Origin of the sequence: Pontibacillus litoralis JSM 072002 (assembly GCF_000775615.1) — a bacterium.
Classification (GTDB): domain Bacteria; phylum Bacillota; class Bacilli; order Bacillales; family BH030062; genus Pontibacillus; species Pontibacillus litoralis.
Window position 1 is genome coordinate 1 of record NZ_AVPG01000004.1, and the last position, 17362, is coordinate 17362.

At 38.0% G+C, this 17362-nt stretch carries 21 protein-coding genes; 3 read left to right on the plus strand and 18 right to left on the minus strand.

Annotated features, from left to right (window positions below; translation table 11 throughout):
• Window positions 1–174 precede the first annotated feature (174 nt).
• On the plus strand, window positions 175–432 hold the full coding sequence (locus N784_RS04335) for a transcriptional regulator SplA domain-containing protein (RefSeq protein WP_269745321.1): 258 nt from the start codon (window positions 175–177) through the stop codon (window positions 430–432).
• A gap of 79 nt (window positions 433–511) precedes the next feature.
• Here the strand turns inward: N784_RS04335 and N784_RS04340 are convergent, their stop codons facing one another.
• Window positions 512–1231 (minus strand): YwiC-like family protein, encoded by a 720-nt coding sequence (locus N784_RS04340; protein ID WP_036832788.1) that lies wholly within the window; start codon window positions 1229–1231, stop codon window positions 512–514.
• Between the two features lie 201 nt (window positions 1232–1432).
• On the opposite strand from N784_RS04340, the gene yfkAB reads away from it, so the two are divergent.
• Window positions 1433–2560, plus strand: a complete 1128-nt coding sequence (gene yfkAB / locus N784_RS04345; RefSeq protein WP_036832791.1) for a radical SAM/CxCxxxxC motif protein YfkAB — start codon at window positions 1433–1435, stop codon at window positions 2558–2560.
• Window positions 2561–2608: 48 nt separating this feature from the next.
• Here the strand turns inward: yfkAB and N784_RS04350 are convergent, their stop codons facing one another.
• The 10 genes from N784_RS04350 to N784_RS04395 all read right to left on the minus strand — a co-directional run bounded on the left by N784_RS04350 (window position 2609) and on the right by N784_RS04395 (window position 12738).
• Window positions 2609–2818: a hypothetical protein gene (locus tag N784_RS04350; RefSeq protein ID WP_036832794.1), complete on the minus strand. Its 210-nt coding sequence runs from the start codon at window positions 2816–2818 to the stop codon at window positions 2609–2611.
• Between the two features lie 252 nt (window positions 2819–3070).
• Window positions 3071–3274 carry a DUF6501 family protein gene (locus N784_RS04355; RefSeq protein ID WP_036832797.1) on the minus strand — a complete coding sequence of 68 codons (204 nt, stop codon included), beginning with the start codon at window positions 3272–3274 and terminating at the stop codon, window positions 3071–3073.
• A 60-nt stretch (window positions 3275–3334) separates the two neighbouring features.
• The gene (locus N784_RS04360; protein ID WP_036832800.1) at window positions 3335–3946 is read right to left on the minus strand and encodes an alpha/beta hydrolase; all 612 of its coding nucleotides are present in this window, start codon (window positions 3944–3946) and stop codon (window positions 3335–3337) included.
• Window positions 3947–4013: 67 nt separating this feature from the next.
• The gene (locus N784_RS04365) at window positions 4014–5045 is read right to left on the minus strand and encodes an AbrB family transcriptional regulator (RefSeq protein ID WP_052127124.1); all 1032 of its coding nucleotides are present in this window, start codon (window positions 5043–5045) and stop codon (window positions 4014–4016) included.
• Window positions 5046–5402: 357 nt separating this feature from the next.
• Window positions 5403–6365 carry a peptide-methionine (R)-S-oxide reductase MsrB gene (gene msrB, locus N784_RS04370; protein WP_036832803.1) on the minus strand — a complete coding sequence of 321 codons (963 nt, stop codon included), beginning with the start codon at window positions 6363–6365 and terminating at the stop codon, window positions 5403–5405.
• A gap of 98 nt (window positions 6366–6463) precedes the next feature.
• Window positions 6464–7063, minus strand: a complete 600-nt coding sequence (gene vrrA / locus N784_RS15915; protein WP_084600130.1) for a VrrA/YqfQ family protein — start codon at window positions 7061–7063, stop codon at window positions 6464–6466.
• An 87-nt stretch (window positions 7064–7150) separates the two neighbouring features.
• Window positions 7151–7822 carry a uracil-DNA glycosylase gene (ung, locus tag N784_RS04380; RefSeq protein WP_036832806.1) on the minus strand — a complete coding sequence of 224 codons (672 nt, stop codon included), beginning with the start codon at window positions 7820–7822 and terminating at the stop codon, window positions 7151–7153.
• 313 nt (window positions 7823–8135) lie between these two features.
• Complete coding sequence (locus tag N784_RS04385; RefSeq protein WP_036832808.1) at window positions 8136–8384, minus strand: DUF2584 family protein; 249 nt, start codon at window positions 8382–8384, stop codon at window positions 8136–8138.
• 84 nt (window positions 8385–8468) lie between these two features.
• Window positions 8469–11585 (minus strand): AAA family ATPase, encoded by a 3117-nt coding sequence (locus N784_RS04390; protein WP_036832810.1) that lies wholly within the window; start codon window positions 11583–11585, stop codon window positions 8469–8471.
• Window position 11586: 1 nt separating this feature from the next.
• On the minus strand, window positions 11587–12738 hold the full coding sequence (locus N784_RS04395; protein WP_036832811.1) for an exonuclease SbcCD subunit D: 1152 nt from the start codon (window positions 12736–12738) through the stop codon (window positions 11587–11589).
• A 467-nt stretch (window positions 12739–13205) separates the two neighbouring features.
• Here N784_RS04395 and N784_RS04400 point away from each other — a divergent pair, with 467 nt between their 5' ends.
• Window positions 13206–13532 carry a YolD-like family protein gene (locus N784_RS04400; RefSeq protein ID WP_036832812.1) on the plus strand — a complete coding sequence of 109 codons (327 nt, stop codon included), beginning with the start codon at window positions 13206–13208 and terminating at the stop codon, window positions 13530–13532.
• 57 nt (window positions 13533–13589) lie between these two features.
• On the opposite strand, the gene N784_RS04405 is transcribed toward N784_RS04400, so the two are convergent.
• The 7 genes from N784_RS04405 to N784_RS04435 all read right to left on the minus strand — a co-directional run bounded on the left by N784_RS04405 (window position 13590) and on the right by N784_RS04435 (window position 17355).
• The gene (locus N784_RS04405; RefSeq protein ID WP_036833009.1) at window positions 13590–13808 is read right to left on the minus strand and encodes a YozE family protein; all 219 of its coding nucleotides are present in this window, start codon (window positions 13806–13808) and stop codon (window positions 13590–13592) included.
• A gap of 43 nt (window positions 13809–13851) precedes the next feature.
• Window positions 13852–14610 carry a twin-arginine translocase subunit TatC gene (gene tatC / locus N784_RS04410; protein ID WP_036832814.1) on the minus strand — a complete coding sequence of 253 codons (759 nt, stop codon included), beginning with the start codon at window positions 14608–14610 and terminating at the stop codon, window positions 13852–13854.
• Window positions 14611–14740: 130 nt separating this feature from the next.
• Window positions 14741–14941, minus strand: a complete 201-nt coding sequence (locus N784_RS04415; RefSeq protein ID WP_036832817.1) for a twin-arginine translocase TatA/TatE family subunit — start codon at window positions 14939–14941, stop codon at window positions 14741–14743.
• 35 nt (window positions 14942–14976) lie between these two features.
• Window positions 14977–15192 (minus strand): twin-arginine translocase TatA/TatE family subunit, encoded by a 216-nt coding sequence (tatA, locus tag N784_RS04420; protein ID WP_036832820.1) that lies wholly within the window; start codon window positions 15190–15192, stop codon window positions 14977–14979.
• Between the two features lie 106 nt (window positions 15193–15298).
• The gene (gene mobA, locus N784_RS04425) at window positions 15299–15877 is read right to left on the minus strand and encodes a molybdenum cofactor guanylyltransferase (RefSeq protein WP_036832823.1); all 579 of its coding nucleotides are present in this window, start codon (window positions 15875–15877) and stop codon (window positions 15299–15301) included.
• Between the two features lie 15 nt (window positions 15878–15892).
• Window positions 15893–16381 (minus strand): dihydrofolate reductase, encoded by a 489-nt coding sequence (locus N784_RS04430; protein WP_036832825.1) that lies wholly within the window; start codon window positions 16379–16381, stop codon window positions 15893–15895.
• A gap of 11 nt (window positions 16382–16392) precedes the next feature.
• Entirely contained in the window at window positions 16393–17355 is a 963-nt protein-coding gene (locus N784_RS04435; protein ID WP_036832828.1) for a thymidylate synthase, read from the minus strand.
• Window positions 17356–17362 lie beyond the last annotated feature (7 nt).

The following is a 17362-nucleotide window of genomic DNA, read 5'->3' on the forward strand; positions in this document are numbered from 1 at the left end:
CGTAAAGTATTTCTTCTGTCCTTTTCATCGCATTATTTTTAAATTACATTAACTATATTACATACACCATTTTAATGTCAATACTTGTATAATCAAAATGCTAATCCCTTCATTTTTGTTTAGCATTTCTTATTCAAGACACACTAAGGGAAACATCTACAAGGAGGTAACATAATGGACGATATGATGGATCCAAAAGAAGTGCAGCAAGGGGATGATGTATATATTATATATCGTAATCCCCACACCCCAACAGTTGCCAACATTAAACAAGCGGAAATTGTACAACATCCGCATCAACCAAATGATGTAGCATTATTTTTACATGAAACCTTCCACGTCATCGAAGAAAATGATGCATTATTTACATCTCAAGAAGCAGCTGAACGGGCCTATCAACAGCTGTTTCCCAATCAACCACTAGATGGGTAACTACACATAGGGGCATGGACAATCTATATCCTGTCCCTGTTTATGTTTCTATAAATCGTACTCTTTTCTGTTCGAAGTGTTAAAACAATAGCAAACACAATACGAAAAATACGCACGCATTCACAATTTCAGTTATGCCAATATGAATTGGTTTTAATCTTCTTTTTCTCGTTGTAAACCAATCCTTTAGTACATTAGGAACGTATGCAAGCGACATGGTCATACTAGTAATAAAAATAGGGGGAATAAGTAGCAAACCGTGAAATACATGCGAAAACCACTTAAACTTTTTATTTTTCCATTCTCGGATTAGCGACTTTACATAAAAGGCACTACCCATGAAATAAAGGATAAGATAGAGACTTAAGTTAACCATCTCACTAGTAAAAGATTTGGTTCCGAGAAAATAAGTTGCAGCTCCACCTAAAGAAAAAAGTACGATCCCACTAAAATCATTCCATAAAGAACGTTCGTTTTTCTCCAAAATAAAATAAACATTCACACCTATTAAGGGCGGTAAACACAAACTGAAATAAACGATTCTCGGTTGTATTAAAATAACAGGTATTAAAAAGATAAGACCGAAAGCTAGGTAAGTGATAAACCATTTCATCATTTCCTTACGTTTACGTTCCATCCTGATGGCGTTATACATTGGAGTTGCCGATAAAAATAAAAAGAACCAGCCAACAATAAATAACACATGGACAAACGAAGGAGATGAAAGAAAGGTACCTAACAAAACTGGCAATAAGAACATAGCCCATGTGCCATGTTCTCGAGGTAGTACGAGCTTCATGTGACATTCTCCTCACTAATCATCCTATTTTGCATACATACTCATTATAACTGGATTGTTTCCAAAAAGGGTGTCAACCATCCTACTTTTTAAGACAGTATTCATAAATTATCCTAACTCACCTAGTTCTTTTTTTTCTTCATACGTGATAGAATGGTAGCTGTTGTATCAATAGAATTTCAATTAGAAAGGGAGTTTCATATGTCACAAAACATGAAGCTTCAAGCGATTACGCCAGCAAACGATCCGTGGGAAGCGTACATGGATATCGAAGAGCATGGCTCATTAACACTATCCAACGTCGAATTTACGACGACTCATTTATGTAATATGCGATGTGATCATTGCGCCGTAGGATACACATTAACGAATAAGGACCCTGATGCCCTTCCTTTTTCTTTATTAAAAGAAAGGCTTGATGAAATCCCTCATTTACGTGCTTTGAGTATAACAGGCGGAGAACCGATGATGTCAATGAAATCTGTGAGGGAATATGTCGTTCCGTTACTAAAATACGCGCACGAACGCGGTGTAAAAACACAGATTAACTCGAACTTAACATTGCCGTATGAGCGTTATCTAGACATTATCCCTTACCTTGATGTATTGCACATATCTCATAATTGGGGAACGCTAGATGAATTTATGCATACGGGCTTTGCTCGAATGGAACGAAAGCCACCAGAACAAGTAAGAGCCAAGTACTTTGATCGCATGGTGGAAAACGCACAAAAACTAGCAGCGGAAGGGGTTATGGTATCAGCAGAAACGATGTTAAATCGCCGGACATTACCCTATTTAGAATCCATCCATGATCACATTGTGGAAATGGGCTGTACACGTCACGAAGTACACCCAATGTACCCTGCAGATTTCGCTAGTGACCTTGACATCCTTTCATTAGATGAAATGAAACAAGCGATCACTAGGTTGCTAAACCACAGAAATAAAGAGATGTGGATGTTGTTTGGTACGTTACCATTTTATCCTTGTAGTTCAGATCAAGACTCTTTACATTTACAACAACGATTGTATGCAGAGCCAAATGTATCGGTAAGAAATGACCCTGATGGACGTTCTCGTTTAAATGTTAACATCTTTAGTGGAGAAATTATCGTTACTGATTTCGGTGATGAACCGAATTTAGGCAATATCCAAACCAATTCCTTACAAGAGGCGTATGATCGTTGGCAAGAAACGAATATCGCAAAATCGTTAAATTGTCATTGCCCTGCCGTTCACTGTTTAGGGCCTAACGTACTCGTAAAAAACTCCTATTACAAAGGCGTTGATTTCCAAAGTCGATCAGCCAAGATTAGTAAGTCCTAACCATGAAATCATCCAAGTCTTTCAGTCAGGCTTGGGTGATTTTATGGTTTATTTTTTGCATGTAAACGAATAGGAATTAGTCAAACTATCATGTATTTCTAACATGATTTCTCCGTCATGCTCGTAACATTGCGTAATTAACAAATTAATTTCCTTCGTATGAAAGTAGCTCGTTGTAAGGTAGACGAATTCTATTGCTATGATAAGAACTAAAAAGACAATTAATCCGACAACACCTTCTTTCCTTCTCCATTTCATATCGCGCCTTCTCCCCTCTCAATCGGTTAGTCGTGTTAGGTTAAACATCCGCCCTTTCTACATACGATAGAAAGGGGTTTTTGTTTCACATTTTAGAGAAAAGCACAGTACGCCCTTTAACAACAAGGGCACTATAGGACATAAAGTAACCCGAGAGCATCATTGTCATATCTGAAACAGAAGAACCACAAGTCAAGATTTTATCATTTACTAAACTAAAAAATCTGCCAGCAAGCGCTGACAGACTATCTCTTACACTTCTTTAAAGTATTCCTTTAAAAAGCCACCTATTTGTCCTGTATTATCTATGATGAATATAAACTCATCCGTCTCATTTTTCACATCATATACTTTACCTGGTGTTAATACGTTATGAACAACGAATTTCTTTGCATCCGCATGCACACATTCTACTTGTTTCATTGTCTCTACTTCATGCCAATTTTTATGGATCATTTTGCGGCCTCCTATCGATTGATTACGCGCATTCCATTATAGCATGTCGTAACGATATTATCATATAGCTTTTATATGTTGATTGTACCATTCTTTCGCCGCATCTACTTCTTGATTCGTTAATCGATGACCATTTCGTTCCCAATAGGTTGTAACGTCTGCCCCTTGTGATGTAAGCATGGACGTCAGTTCCTTCGTTTCCGTTGGCAAACAAATCGGATCATTCTCCCCTGCACCTATAAACACTCTTAGTTGAGACATATTTGGCATTTGTAGCCCTCGAATCGGAACCATAGGGTGAAATAATACCGCAGCTTTAAATACAGATTCATAGTGAAATAGTAAACTTCCCGCCATGTTCGCCCCATTGGAATAGCCAACAGCAATCACGTTATTTCGATCAAACGCATACTGCTCAGCTGCTTGATCAAGAAATGCAGCTAATTCTTTCGTACGTAAGTTTAAATCTTCTTCATCAAACACCCCTTCACGAAGTCGCTTAAAAAATCGCGCCATGCCGTTTTCAAGCACATTTCCTCTTACACTTAACACTGAAGCTTGTTCATCTATTGTCTGCGCTATCGGCAGCAAATCTCGCTCATCTCCACCTGTACCGTGTAACAACAACAATATAGGTGCATTCTTATCCCCTTTTATAAACAAATGTTGCACGTACTCACCTCATTCGTAATTATCTTGAATTCAAGATAATTGTAACGTACATAAGTTCACACGTCAATTAATGGATTTTACGAGCTCGATTTAAAAGCATTTTCAATAAAAACGGGACAAGAGTAACGACCAATAATAAACGGATCATTTGCAAAGAACCAACCATAGTCGGATCTGCACCTACACTTTGCGCTACTAAAGCCATCTCTACTAATCCTCCTGGGACGATACTTAAAAAAGAAGTTGGAATGTCTACATCTGTGACGATATGAAATACATAGCTTAACAGAAAAGCAACGAACAGTAACCACATCGTTAAAACGAAATAAACAGCGCATACTTTCATGGAAGTCAAAATGTCTTTCCACATAATAGTATGACCTAAATAAACCCCTAGTATGACTTGCGCTACTATCGTAATGGAAGTAGGAATCGTAAACACTGGCACACCAGCTGTTTTTAACACAGCAACAAAAAGCATTGGTATCATTACATAACTTGCTGGTATGCGTTCACGCAATAATTGAGCCAAGGCGTAAGCAATCAGCAAACAAATGATTGTCCAATCTTCTCCTTGTTCCATTGAAGATTGATACACCTGATCCACAGAAGCTCCATTTAACCAATGTGTAGCGATAAACGGAACAACAAATAGCAAAGTGATCAAACGAATGGTATGTAAAATGGAAACCATGGCCGTATTGCTTTGCAGCGAGTCACTAAGAGCGGTCGCAGCTGATAAACCACCAGGAATGCTGCCAATTAAAGACACATCTGGTGTTAACCCCATTCTTTTTCCAATGATGTAACCGTTCCATAGACTGATAGCAATAAGCAAGATTGTTAAAGCAATATAAGGTAGGACATACGAGGACATATTCGCAAATGTATCCTCTGTGAAGTAGGAACCTATTTGAATACCAAGAAGGGCAAAGCTAATATTTTTCAAACGAGTGGAAGATCTCGTACTCGCATGTGCTAGTGTTTTATAAAGCAATAGAGCGGTAACCGCACCTAAAATCCACGGCAAAGGCAGGTTTAAGGTAGCAAACAACATGCCACCTACAGTCCCAATGCCATACGTTATTATAAGTTTCATTACCTTGTACCTCCTCTTCCAAACAAAAAAAGTTCATTTGGTTCATTTAATTGTCTCATTGCGCTTATATTTCACGATTTGAATAGTAGGAAATTCCAATCATCATGACGTTGTTCTTGGAGGAGGTAAAATGAATGTACTATTGGATAGTAATGATGTGTTAAACCATATTTTATTTCGTACATTTTCCTTGTTATTCATATGTAGTACTTTGAAAAGTTATTTATTATGCTTCAATTAATCCACCTGCGTGGGAACTCCTTCTTCTCATAGTTTATATTGATAAAACACATTACTTTAAGGAGTGGGCTAACTACAAGTATCATAATAGCTTATTAGCCCACCGTTCCTTTTTCATTATTGAAATATATATCGTAAGTAACCATATCCTTCTTCTTCTAATCGATCGATTGGAATAAATCGAAGTGCGGCGGAATTAATGCAATAACGTAATCCCCCCTCCTCTTTAGGTCCATCTTCGAATACATGCCCTAAGTGGGAATCGCCTTCTTTACTACGCACTTCTGTTCGAATCATACCGTGAGAACGATCACTATATTCTTCTACGTAATAATGATCGATAGGACGAGTAAAGCTTGGCCAACCACACCCAGCATCGTATTTATCTTTGGAGCTAAATAGCGGCTCACCTGAAACAATATCGACGTAAATTCCTTCCCCAGTATGATGATAAAATTCGTTTTGAAACGGGGGTTCTGTACCATTTTGTTGCGTTACATGATATTGCATCTTTGTTAACGTACGTTGTAGCTCTTGTTCATTTTGATTTTTCTTCCAATACTTATCGATAAAATCTTTGCGTCCAGATCCTTTTTTATAAAGGTTGTAATGAAATGATTGTTTTCTATAATAATCTTGGTGCTTCTCTTCAGCCTCATAAAACGTTTTCGCTGGGACAATTTTCGTTACAATTGATTTATCAAATCTTCCGCTTTCTTCTAATTGTTGCTTTGATTTTTCTGCCTCGATACGTTGAGACTCATTATGGTAAAAGATTGCTGTTGTATAGGATTCACCTCGGTCAGCAAATTGTCCACCTACATCAGTTGGGTCAATTTGCTGCCAAAAAACGTCTAGCAACCGTTCATATGAAAACACGGTTGGATCGAATGTAATCTGCACCGCTTCTACATGGCCTGTTTGTTTCGACACAACTTCTTCGTAAGTCGGATTTTCTTGATGCCCACCAGTGTAGCCAGCGACAACTTTTTCTATCCCTGGCCTTTGATCAAATGGTTCTACCATACACCAAAAACATCCACCTGCAAATGTTGCCTGTTCTAATTTTTCATTTACCACATTGCATTCCTCCTAAAAACGTGTATGTTTATTGTTTCTTTTTTGCCATTTTAAATCAAGTATATTGCTTTTTCCATTCATAAAAAAACCCCAACCACTTATATATATAAGCGTGGTTGGGATCTTCCAGAGTGTTGTTTCGTTGATGTTGTGTGCGGTTTAGTCACATCACTGGCTTCTATCACTTTAGCCTTACTACTAGAATCCTTCTTTTGCATAGGCGACTTACTTTTTGTTTGCTCTTTTGTACCTTCTTCCTTTTTTGTACCTTCTTCATCAGGTTCATTCATTAGTTTCATTAACTTGAACATCGTTGGAGCATTTTTAATCATTGGGCCGTATTGTTGTACCATTGGGGCTGCTGTTTGAGCTAATTTTAATCCTTGTTGTACGTTGTTTAACATCCCCGTCAGGCCACCTCCAGCACTAGTTGTTCCAGACATCAAACCTGAGGTTGCATTTGCCATTGGACCCATATTCCCTATTGTAGATCCACCACCAAATAAACGGGACAACAAACCGCCAGACCTTGCACCTTGCACGGAAGTTGGCATCGCTTGCTGAAAAGGAAACCCATTGGTCTGGGCAAACGGTGACATTCTCATCGGCTGTTGCATCCCGCTATTAAAACGAAACGGGGCTTCACTTGGCTGAAAACGTTGATTCGAAAACCTTGGCATACCTTTTGGAGGCATCATTACCCCACCTTCCTCTACACATCACTAATAATAATGTACGAATAATGATGCATAGCGGTGTGGGCAAATGACTCAAGCGTTGCACATTTAGTTAGGTAATTGCCAATTAATTGGTGTATAGCCCTGTGCACGCAAGAAATCATTGGCTTTTGAAAAATGCTGACAACCAAAAAAACCACGATAAGCAGATAATGGACTTGGATGCGGCGCGGTTAATACGCAGTGCTTGGATGAATCAATGTCTTTTCCTTTTTGTTGAGCTGGTCGTCCCCACAGTAGAAACACCATTGGCTCCTGCCGTTTATTTAATTGCTCAATAAGATAGTCGGTAAAACGTTCCCACCCTATTCCTTTGTGCGAATGCGCTCGTTTCTCTTGCACCGTCAGTACTGTATTTAATAACAACACGCCTTGCTTTGCCCAAGCATGTAAATGACCATGATTCGGCATTTCAAAACCGACATCTGTTTGCAATTCTTTGTACATATTCTTTAAAGAAGGAGGTATTGGTACCCCTTCTTGGACAGAAAAGCTAAATCCATGAGCTTGATTCGGTCCATGATAAGGATCTTGCCCTAATAAAACTACTTTCGTTTCAGCATACGATGTCGCGTTCAAAGCATTTAATATATCCGACTGAGCTGGATAAATTGTTTGCTCAGCATATTCACGCTCTAACGTTTGTTGTAACTCTTTGAAATAGGCTTTATGAAATTCTGGTTGCACGATTTCCTTCCAATCATTATGTATATGAAACATGCGGATCCCCTTTCTAACAAAAAAACAGATGCAAAATTCACATCTGTTTCATAGTCTAGCAATATATGATAGAACTATCAATCCGTTGTTAAATCTCCCGCAATAATAAGAGCGATTGTCGCACTCATAATAATTCCTAACACCATCATTGATAACATGTTCATCCCTCTTTCTCCATGTGGTATTATTTCTTAATTTCATTATAAAGGAATACCAACATAGACAGAGGAAATAACTATGGCAATTTGATGAAAATAACGCAATCATTTCCCGGGCAACCGCAGTTTTCTACATAAATACAGATAGAATGTCGCTAATTGACGCTATGCAGTGAAATGAGTTCATAAACAATGACAGTTTTTTGGTTCGACCAAGTTAATTCGACGATTTTTGCTATACCTGTTTGTTCGGATTCCTTCATTCGTTTCATCTCTATAGACTGATCAACCGGAAATAACGTGTATCCAGGAAGTTCTAATGTAAATAGATTATCCTTTTCTCCAACACGTTGTTCCTTTCCTTCTGTAATGACTACCCATTGCATAATAAGTGGCATTGACATGTATTCTCCCCTCCATCTCTTTCCTTCATCGTACTGTACAACTAGCTTGTTCGCAACTCTGATGTTGATATTTATTTACAACAATCAACCAAATGTAAATGCACACGTAGATCCTTGTGGAGAAGGGGTTATTTCCAATTTCGCCTGGATTTCCTGTTTTAACTGCGGAACATGGGAAATAATCCCTAGCAAACGATTTCCTTCCTGTAAATCCTTTAAACAGCTGATTGCTTGTTCTAAAGACTTTTCATCTAATGTGCCAAAGCCTTCATCAATAAACAACGTGTCTAATTGAATGCCTCCCGCTTGCGCTTGAACAACATCTGACATACCGAGTGCCAAACTTAAAGATGCTTTAAAGCCTTCCCCACCTGACAATGTTTTGACAGAGCGCTTTTGACCTGTATAATGATCTAACACTTCTAAATCAAGTCCACTCTGCGCTCCTCCTTTTGCACGTTCATGACTACGCTGTAATTGATAGCGATGTTCAGTCATTTGATCTAATCGCATATTCGCTTGAATGATAATTTCATCCAAAAATGCGGACAATACATAGCGTTCAAAGGATAATTTATGGGCATTATCTCCTTTTGCTAATTGAGCTAATTCCCCTACATAATAATACGTTTCCTCTAACGTTTCTCTTTCAGCTATTAAGTCTTGTAAACGCACTAAAATACGTTGATGCTCTTGAATTCGCATGGATAGTTGTTGTTGCTGTTCCGTTATTTGCTCGATTTGTTGTTCTAATTGCTTTAGCCTTGTTTCCTGTTCGGTTACATCAGGGCGTTGTTCGTTACGCAGTTGCTCCGATAATTTCTCATACGTTGTTTTTACTGTTTGTAGATTCGTATAAAAATGCTCGATTTCCTTTTTGAATTGATTGATCGTATCCTCTGGTAATAAAGCTGTTTTGTAGGCTTCAGTCGTTTCAAAACCAGCTTGTTTGCACGCATTGACAAACGCATGAACCGCTTTTGTTTCTTTTTCCTTTGTTTCCTGTACATATGCTGTTTGCTGATTCACTTCTACTTCTAGCTTTTGTGTTTGTTGTCGCTGTTCTTCATACTGTTCGTTTAGCTGCTCCACCCTAGCGATCCACTTTTTATAACGTACTTCCTCTCGTTCAATTTTTTCGGTTAACGTTTCGACATCTTGAGCACTATCTGCTAGCTCTGACTGAATATGGTTACATTTCGTTTCCGTTGCAACATAGTGATGATGCACCTTTTGAAGCTTTTGTTGTTCAAGTGTTGCTTGTTCTTCAATCTTCTTCAACGCTTGTTGCATCTGTTCTACTTGCTTTGCTTGTTGCTCCATTTTCTTTATATCGTTATTCAATTGAATGGTTTGTACACGTAATTGCTCTTTTAATTGTTGAACAGACACTAAATCTTTATTTTCTAAAGAAGTTGTTTCCGTTAACATACTCAGCGATTTATCCAGCCCTTCTTGTAATTGATCCACATATTGGCGCTGGGATTGACCACTAGACTTAACATCGATGAACTTGTTTTCTTGAAGCTTTAATTGTTGTTCAGCTTGGTTTAATTGCTCTTTGGCAGCTTGGATGGCATCTTCTGATACAAATAATTCGGTATGTTTTGCTTTACTAGGATGCTCTAGAGAACCACATACAGGACAGGATTCTCCTGCATGCAGTTGACTAGCTAACTGGACAGCTTGCTGTTGTTTTTGTTCTTGCTCTAATTTGTTAACTTTAAGTTGCGTGCGTTCTACTTGTTGCTTTTGCTGTTCATATGCTTCGGCAACGTGCTGGTAACTCACACGCATACTTGCAAGCTTTTGCTTTTCTTCGTTCCATCTCGACCATTGTTCTATCACTTTTTGAACGTCTTTTTCCTTCGATTCACAATCATAGTATTGCTTATGTAATTGTTGCGAATCCGATGTCGCCTTGGATAATTGTTGGATTTCTTCTTGATAACGGGCACGTTGTTGCACTAACGCATCTACATGTTGTTGTTGCTGTTCTTTCTGCTTTCCGAGTTGTTCCCTATCTCTTTGCAATTGCTGAAAATCGCTAAGCTTCTGTAAATCTTCTTTACTACGAGTAATCCATTGCTTCATCTGTTCGCGCTTTTCTTTCTGTTTCACCTCTTCATCATAGTCTTTTTTTATCGTCGTATACCTATCCGTTGCTTTCGTGTAATCCGTTTGCTTACGTTGAAGCCGCTCGGATTGCATTTGCATTTCTTGCTTCATACGAATAGCGTTTTCTTCATATGGACGTACGTTCCTCGCTTGTTCCGCCAAAAGCAGTACGGATTTCTTCTTTGCCATTTCCTTTTCTTGCTGCTGTAATGAGTGCAGCAATTGCTGTTTTTCGTGTAACTCTTTAAACCGATCTTGCAATTGTTTTTGCTGATACCACTTCTCTAATTCTTTCTTATGAGTTTCACGTTTATGTTGAACAGACTGTTTCACTTCCTTTAAACGATTCTGCTCATTCATAACTTGTTCCTTTAGCTGTTCGAATACCTTTTTACTCGTTGTTACTTGTTCTTTTTGCTCTTCAGACCAGTCTAACTTCTCTATTTCAACCGCTTCGGCATAGTCCAATTGCTTCAACTGCTCTACCAATTGTTTTGCCTTATCATTCAATTTTCCCGTTACATGGTCGTATATGTAGGTACGGAAAATACGCTGTAATATTTGTTCTCTCTCTTTACTATTTTCTGAAATAAGCTTACGAAATTCACCTTGAGGAATCATAATCATCTTGCGAAACTGTTCATAATCCAAATGTAAAATACTTTCAATCGTCTCATTGACATCTTTCACCTTTGAAGCGAGTAATTCTGCATGTTCCCCTGATACTTTGTATAACTCCACTTTAGGTGGTTGTTCTGTAAACCCGTCTCCACGAGCTTTCTTTTTTAATTGCTTTGGGGCACGTATTACTTCATATTGATGTTCTTTTACAGCGAACCGAAAGCGTACTTCTGTTAATTGACCTTCTTCTGCAAAATGACTCCTTAACGTGTCATGCTCTCGATCATTCCCACTCGCTCTACCGTACAAAGCGTACACAATCGCATCAAACACACTCGTTTTTCCTGCTCCAGTTGGTCCGGTAATAAGAAAAATAGTTTCATAGCCTAATTGAGTAAAATCAATGAATTGCTTCTCTTTATATGGGCCAAAAGCTTGCAACGTTAATGAAATAGCGCGCATATTATTGATTCCTTTCTTCTTGAATTAATTCATGAATTACTTGGTCAACGTACGATTTTCGGGTTTCGTCTAATTCCACACCTTTAACAGCTTCATAAAACGATCGAAACAAATCCAAATGAGACATTTGCTTTCGATCTTGTAATTTTTGTAGCTGTTGCTGTTTATACTCTCCTAAAAATCCAACTCGTTCTAAGCTCAACACATTCGGAAATACTTTTCGTAGTTTGCCCATAGGATCCAATAACTGCCCTTCATCTAACAGACGTATATGTAAATAATCCTCCATTCCTTCTTCTTCCGTTTCTAATAATTCCTTTAAATAACCTTCTTTCACTCGCATGTCTCGCTTAGGAATAAGCTGTTTCTTTTCTATGCTTTCTACACCATTCTTATCTAAATGAATCAAACAAACACCTTTATGATGATTAGCCTCCGAAAAGGAATACTTCAGAAGAGAACCCGCATAACGTATGTGATCATGTTTGACTTTCTGTGGTTGATGTAAGTGCCCGAGAGCAACGTAATCAAAACCAGCGAATAACTCCGCATCAATGTATGGAGTTCCACCTATCATTGACAAACGTTCTTCTGAATCACAATCCATTCCACCAGCTAAAAACGCATGCGCTACTAGTATATGTCGGGCGCTTTTATCCATTGTTTGATTAATTCGATGGATGACTGCCTCCATCGCTTCTTGATGCGATTGAATGGATTCATCAGCAAGAGCGATTCTGGCATCCGCAGGTTCCATATAAGGAATTAAATAAAAATGAACGGCTCCAAATTCATCTTGTAATGTTACTGGCTTCCAAGCATCTTGCAAGTGAGTTTGTAAATAAAATTGCTGTCTGCGAAACATTTCACTTCCAAAGTTCAAACGATCAGGGCTATCATGATTCCCACTAATTGCTAATACAGGTATGTTTAAATCATAAATAATACTCGTTAACGTTTGATTGAATAACTCGACAGCTTCTTTCGGTGGCACAGCTCGATCGTATAAGTCACCCGCAATGATGATGGCATCCGGACTTTCTTGCTTGATCAATTGCTTCATTTGCTCTAATATGTATTGCTGATCTTCTGTCATATGTAATTGGTGTACAAGCTTTCCTAAATGCCAATCAGCTGTATGCATGAGCTTCATTTTTTATCGCCTCCATCAAATTTCTTTATAAATACGCACTTATTCACATATGTCGTTCAATATACGTTTGAGCGGGGTGCTGTTACGTGTTTTGATTCTTTACATTTGAATATTTATATAAACTATATCTATACGAATCTTATCAAAAAACGGACATAAGAGCCAATCAATGTGTATTTCAAGACCTCTGCACTGCTAGAATATTGTCTAACGTAAAAGTTCTCTTTTGTTTACGTAAGTAACAATAGGCGTATACGCATAAATTATCCCATGAGTACACTTTAATATTCGCTTCGTAAACGCCCTAGAACCTGCCACATACATGATTTCAATTCGTTGATGTTGTTCTCATGTACTTGTATTCATTCCATATCGCCTCCTAACAACATTATACACGAACATTTGTTCTTTTTCTATTGAATTAAGAACGAATGTTCGTGTATAATAACAAGCAAGGAGGTGTTATCATGTCGCTGAAAGATCGCGGTACTATAAAATGGACATCTTTAATGCTACCAGAGCACGTTTCAATGCTACGAAATATATGGGAAGAAGAACAACAACACCCTCTCCCATCATTTGATGAACAAAAATTAGCAGAAATGAATCACACCATAATGTCAGCGTACCACCAACAGCAGTCCGTTACCTTCATATCGTGCCAAAATGGTAATCCACGCCAATACACTGGAATCATTACACAATTAGACGAGAAACAATCAACGATTCGATTACGCACCATTCATCAGGAATATATAACCATTCCATTGCACACAATTACACAGATCAACTAAATATAAAGAAAGAGCATCGACCTATATAAAATAGATGGATGCTCTTTCTACCCTTCATCATTCTCTTTCCTGTTCATACTGTTCCCATACATAATCGAAAGTCCGAAGAGCGGAAGCAAACGGTGAATGCTCTTCTAAATAACGGCTAATTTCCTCATACGAATCAGAATACTTCGGAAAATCATGCTCTTGGAACATCCATTCAGCAAGTTGGCTTTGCTCATCAGCCTCTATCTTTCCTCTATAGGACATCATAAATTGATAAAATGACTTCACTTTAACGAACCCTCCGGTACACATTGTTTCTTCCAAAGCTCATCTATTTACCTTCTTCCGACTGATAAAATTGTTCCATCTTTTTATCCCTTTTACGTTGCACAATAACAGAACAAGTGATGGCAATTTCGTAAAGAATAATTAAAGGAGCTGCTACAACGAGCTGTAGAATGAAATCTGGTGGAGAAATCATCGTTCCAATAATCACCAAAATGAAGTAGGCATACTTTCTCGATTTCTTAAGAAAATTCGGATGAACGATACCTAAACTCGTTAAAAACATAACGAACACAGGTATTTCAAAAAACACAGCAAATGGTAACGTTACACGGATTAGAAAACGGAAATACTTCTCAACCGTGAACATCGTTTCAAACATACCTTCTCCTAAATTAACGAGAAAATGAAAAATAAGCGGCTCAATTAAAAAATAACCGAAAGCCAATCCCCCAATAAAGAGGAAAAACATAGCTGGTATGTAACTCAATGTAACTTTTTGTTCTTTAGATGAAAGCGCTGGTTTAACAAATAACCATATTTGCAGCGTCATAACAGGAAGTGTTCCAATGATACCGACGAAAGTCGCTAAAGTGATGTAAATCCATAAAATATCAAAAGGTCCTAATACCGTTAATTCATACCCAACGTTACTTACAAAATAATTATAGATTTCTTCTACAAACACAAATCCAAGAATAAAGAAGAGAACAAAAGCAGCAATGGTCCAAATAATTCGGGAACGCAGCTCTTCTAAATGTTCTGTAACTTGCATTTCTTGATCATTGTTCTGCTCTTTGGACATACTCCCACCCCCTCTAACCAAATGAAGATGATATTCAATATGTATGACGACATTCTATGAAGAAACAGCACATAAGTGAAAAGAAAGAAGATGCAAGAATGAATCTCTTACATCTTCCTACCAAATAGGATTATGCGTTTTTGTTCTGTTCTTTCGTATGATCTAGTTTACGGTCATCTGCATTAGAACCATTATCTGTCGTTGCTTTTTTAAACTCTTTTAACGAAGACCCGAAAGCTTTTCCTATTTCCGGCAACTTTGAAGGGCCGAAAATAACAAGCGCGATGACTAAAATAAGAATCAACCCTGGCATGCCAATATTAGGTATCATACGTATCACTCCAATTGTTTCATTCATCTTACATTTTATGATTTAGTTGTATAATTTTGATTTGTAACGATTTCTTTCGCTTCTTTCACTTCATCTGTTACATCACTTGTTAATTCACGAGTTGAACGTTTAAATTCCTTTAATGTTTGACCTGTAGCTTTTCCAAGTTCAGGCAATTTACTCGGCCCAAAAATAATTAGCGCAATAGCAAGGATTAAAATTAATCCTGGAATCCCCATCGTCGATAACATATGTTCACCCACCCTTCGTCCAAGGATTGTGTTTGTACGTAACATTTCAAGCTTTCTTAATTGATTGTAAGCCTTTTATCACTGTTTGTCTATGGGAGAAGCAAAATCAATTCGACGTTTTTTTCCATTTTTCAAATTGCTCTGGCGTATTGAGATTAATGAAATGTTCCTCAACAAATGGTATAGCATGTATGTGATCAACAGGAACATACAACGTCGACACTTTTTGTAATAAATCCTTCATTCTTAACTTTTCACGCTTTAATAGAGCAAGGATTGTTGAATAACAAGAGCAATGATACATTCCGCTTAATGGATGAATCCGTCCTTGAAACGTTGGCACGACAGCTTGAAAGCTACTCGATCTTTTTTGCAATTCATCATATACCTCACGTTTTATAAAAGGAGTATCACAAGCGGAAACGATCATCCATTCCTCCTCAGAATGAAAGAAGCCACTTTCTAATGCTGCCAATGGTCCGAAGCCTAGAAACCGATCCGTAATTATTGGATAGTCTAACCATGAATAGCATTCAGGCTCATTGGTAGCGATACATATATTTTTTGTTACAAGCTCTAGTTCCTTCACAACCCTTTGAATCATCGGAATGCCATCGATAGACAGTAGTGCTTTATTTTCTCCCATCCGCCTTGATGCGCCACCAGCTAACAATAAAGCTTGCATATCATCACGCCTTCTTTACTTTTTATCGTATTGACAAAAGTAATAATCATACGGATTTTTGTCATTTTTTAATCCTTGTTCTTTTTTCGTTAACGTCCATTCTTTCTCATTAAAGGAAGGAAAATACGTATCCCCTGTAAAGCTCTCATCAATAAGCGTAATATACATGCGGTCTGCATAAGGTAACATTTGCTTAAACAAATGACTACCACCAATGACAAACCACTCTATATGAGGTTCCTCCTTATTCCACTTATGAATTTGTTCCACATCATGTATGACCGTACAGCCTTCTGCTTCATAATCTGGATTTGTCGTCACGATTACATTATGTCGATTTGGCAAGGCACCATTCATCGATTCAAACGTTTTACGTCCCATTATAATCGTGTTTCCTGTTGTCTTTTGTTTAAAGAACTTCAGATCTTCTGACAAGCGCCAAGGTAAGTCATTATCTTTACCAATCACGCGATTTTGGTCCATCGCTACAATAAAAGAAATCATCGTCTTCCTCCTTATACAGCAACTGGCGCTTTAATCGCCGGGTGTGGCTCGTAACCTTCTAGTTGAATATCATCCATATTCGCTTCAAAAACGGAGGGAATATTTGTGTTTAATCGCAAGGTCGGTAATTCAGCTGGCGTACGAGATAACTGCGTTTTGATTTGCTCTATATGATTACAATAAATGTGTGCATCTCCGAGCGTATGAATAAACTCCCCTACTTCTAGTCCACATTCTTGCGCAATTAAATGAGTCAACAACGCATAACTTGCAATGTTAAATGGCACACCTAGAAAAATATCACCACTTCGTTGATATAATTGACAGCTTAACTTGCCATCTGCAACATAAAACTGAAAGAAGGCATGACAAGGTGGTAGTGCCGCACGTTCAGGGCTAATATCTTCTGGATTCCAAGCCGATACAATTAACCGTCTTGAATTCGGATGATGTTTAATTTGTTCAATCACAGCTTTCACTTGATCAATCGTTTCACCACGGGAAGTCGTCCAGTGACGCCATTGCTTTCCATACACATTCCCTAAATCACCATATTTACGGGCAAATGCATCATCTTGCAAAATGCGCTCTTTAAACTTACTCATTTCCGATTGATACATTTCTTTAAAATCGGGATCCTGTTCACTACGACGGCCAAAATCTGTCATATCAGGACCTGTGTATTCTTTACTTTGCACCCAGTTACGGAATGGCCATTCATTCCAAATGTTATTGTTATGTTCGAGTAAATAACGAATATTCGTATCTCCTTTTAAGAACCACAACAATTCACTTTTAATTAAGGAAAATGGGACTCTTTTTGTCGTTAATAAAGGAAATCCTTGTTGTAAATCAAACCTCATTTGGTAACCAAACACAGAAATTGTTCCAGTTCCTGTTCGATCTCCTTTTTGCATGCCATTCTCCCATACATGCTTACATAAATTAAGATACGCTTGTTCATTTTGACTCATGTTTTTC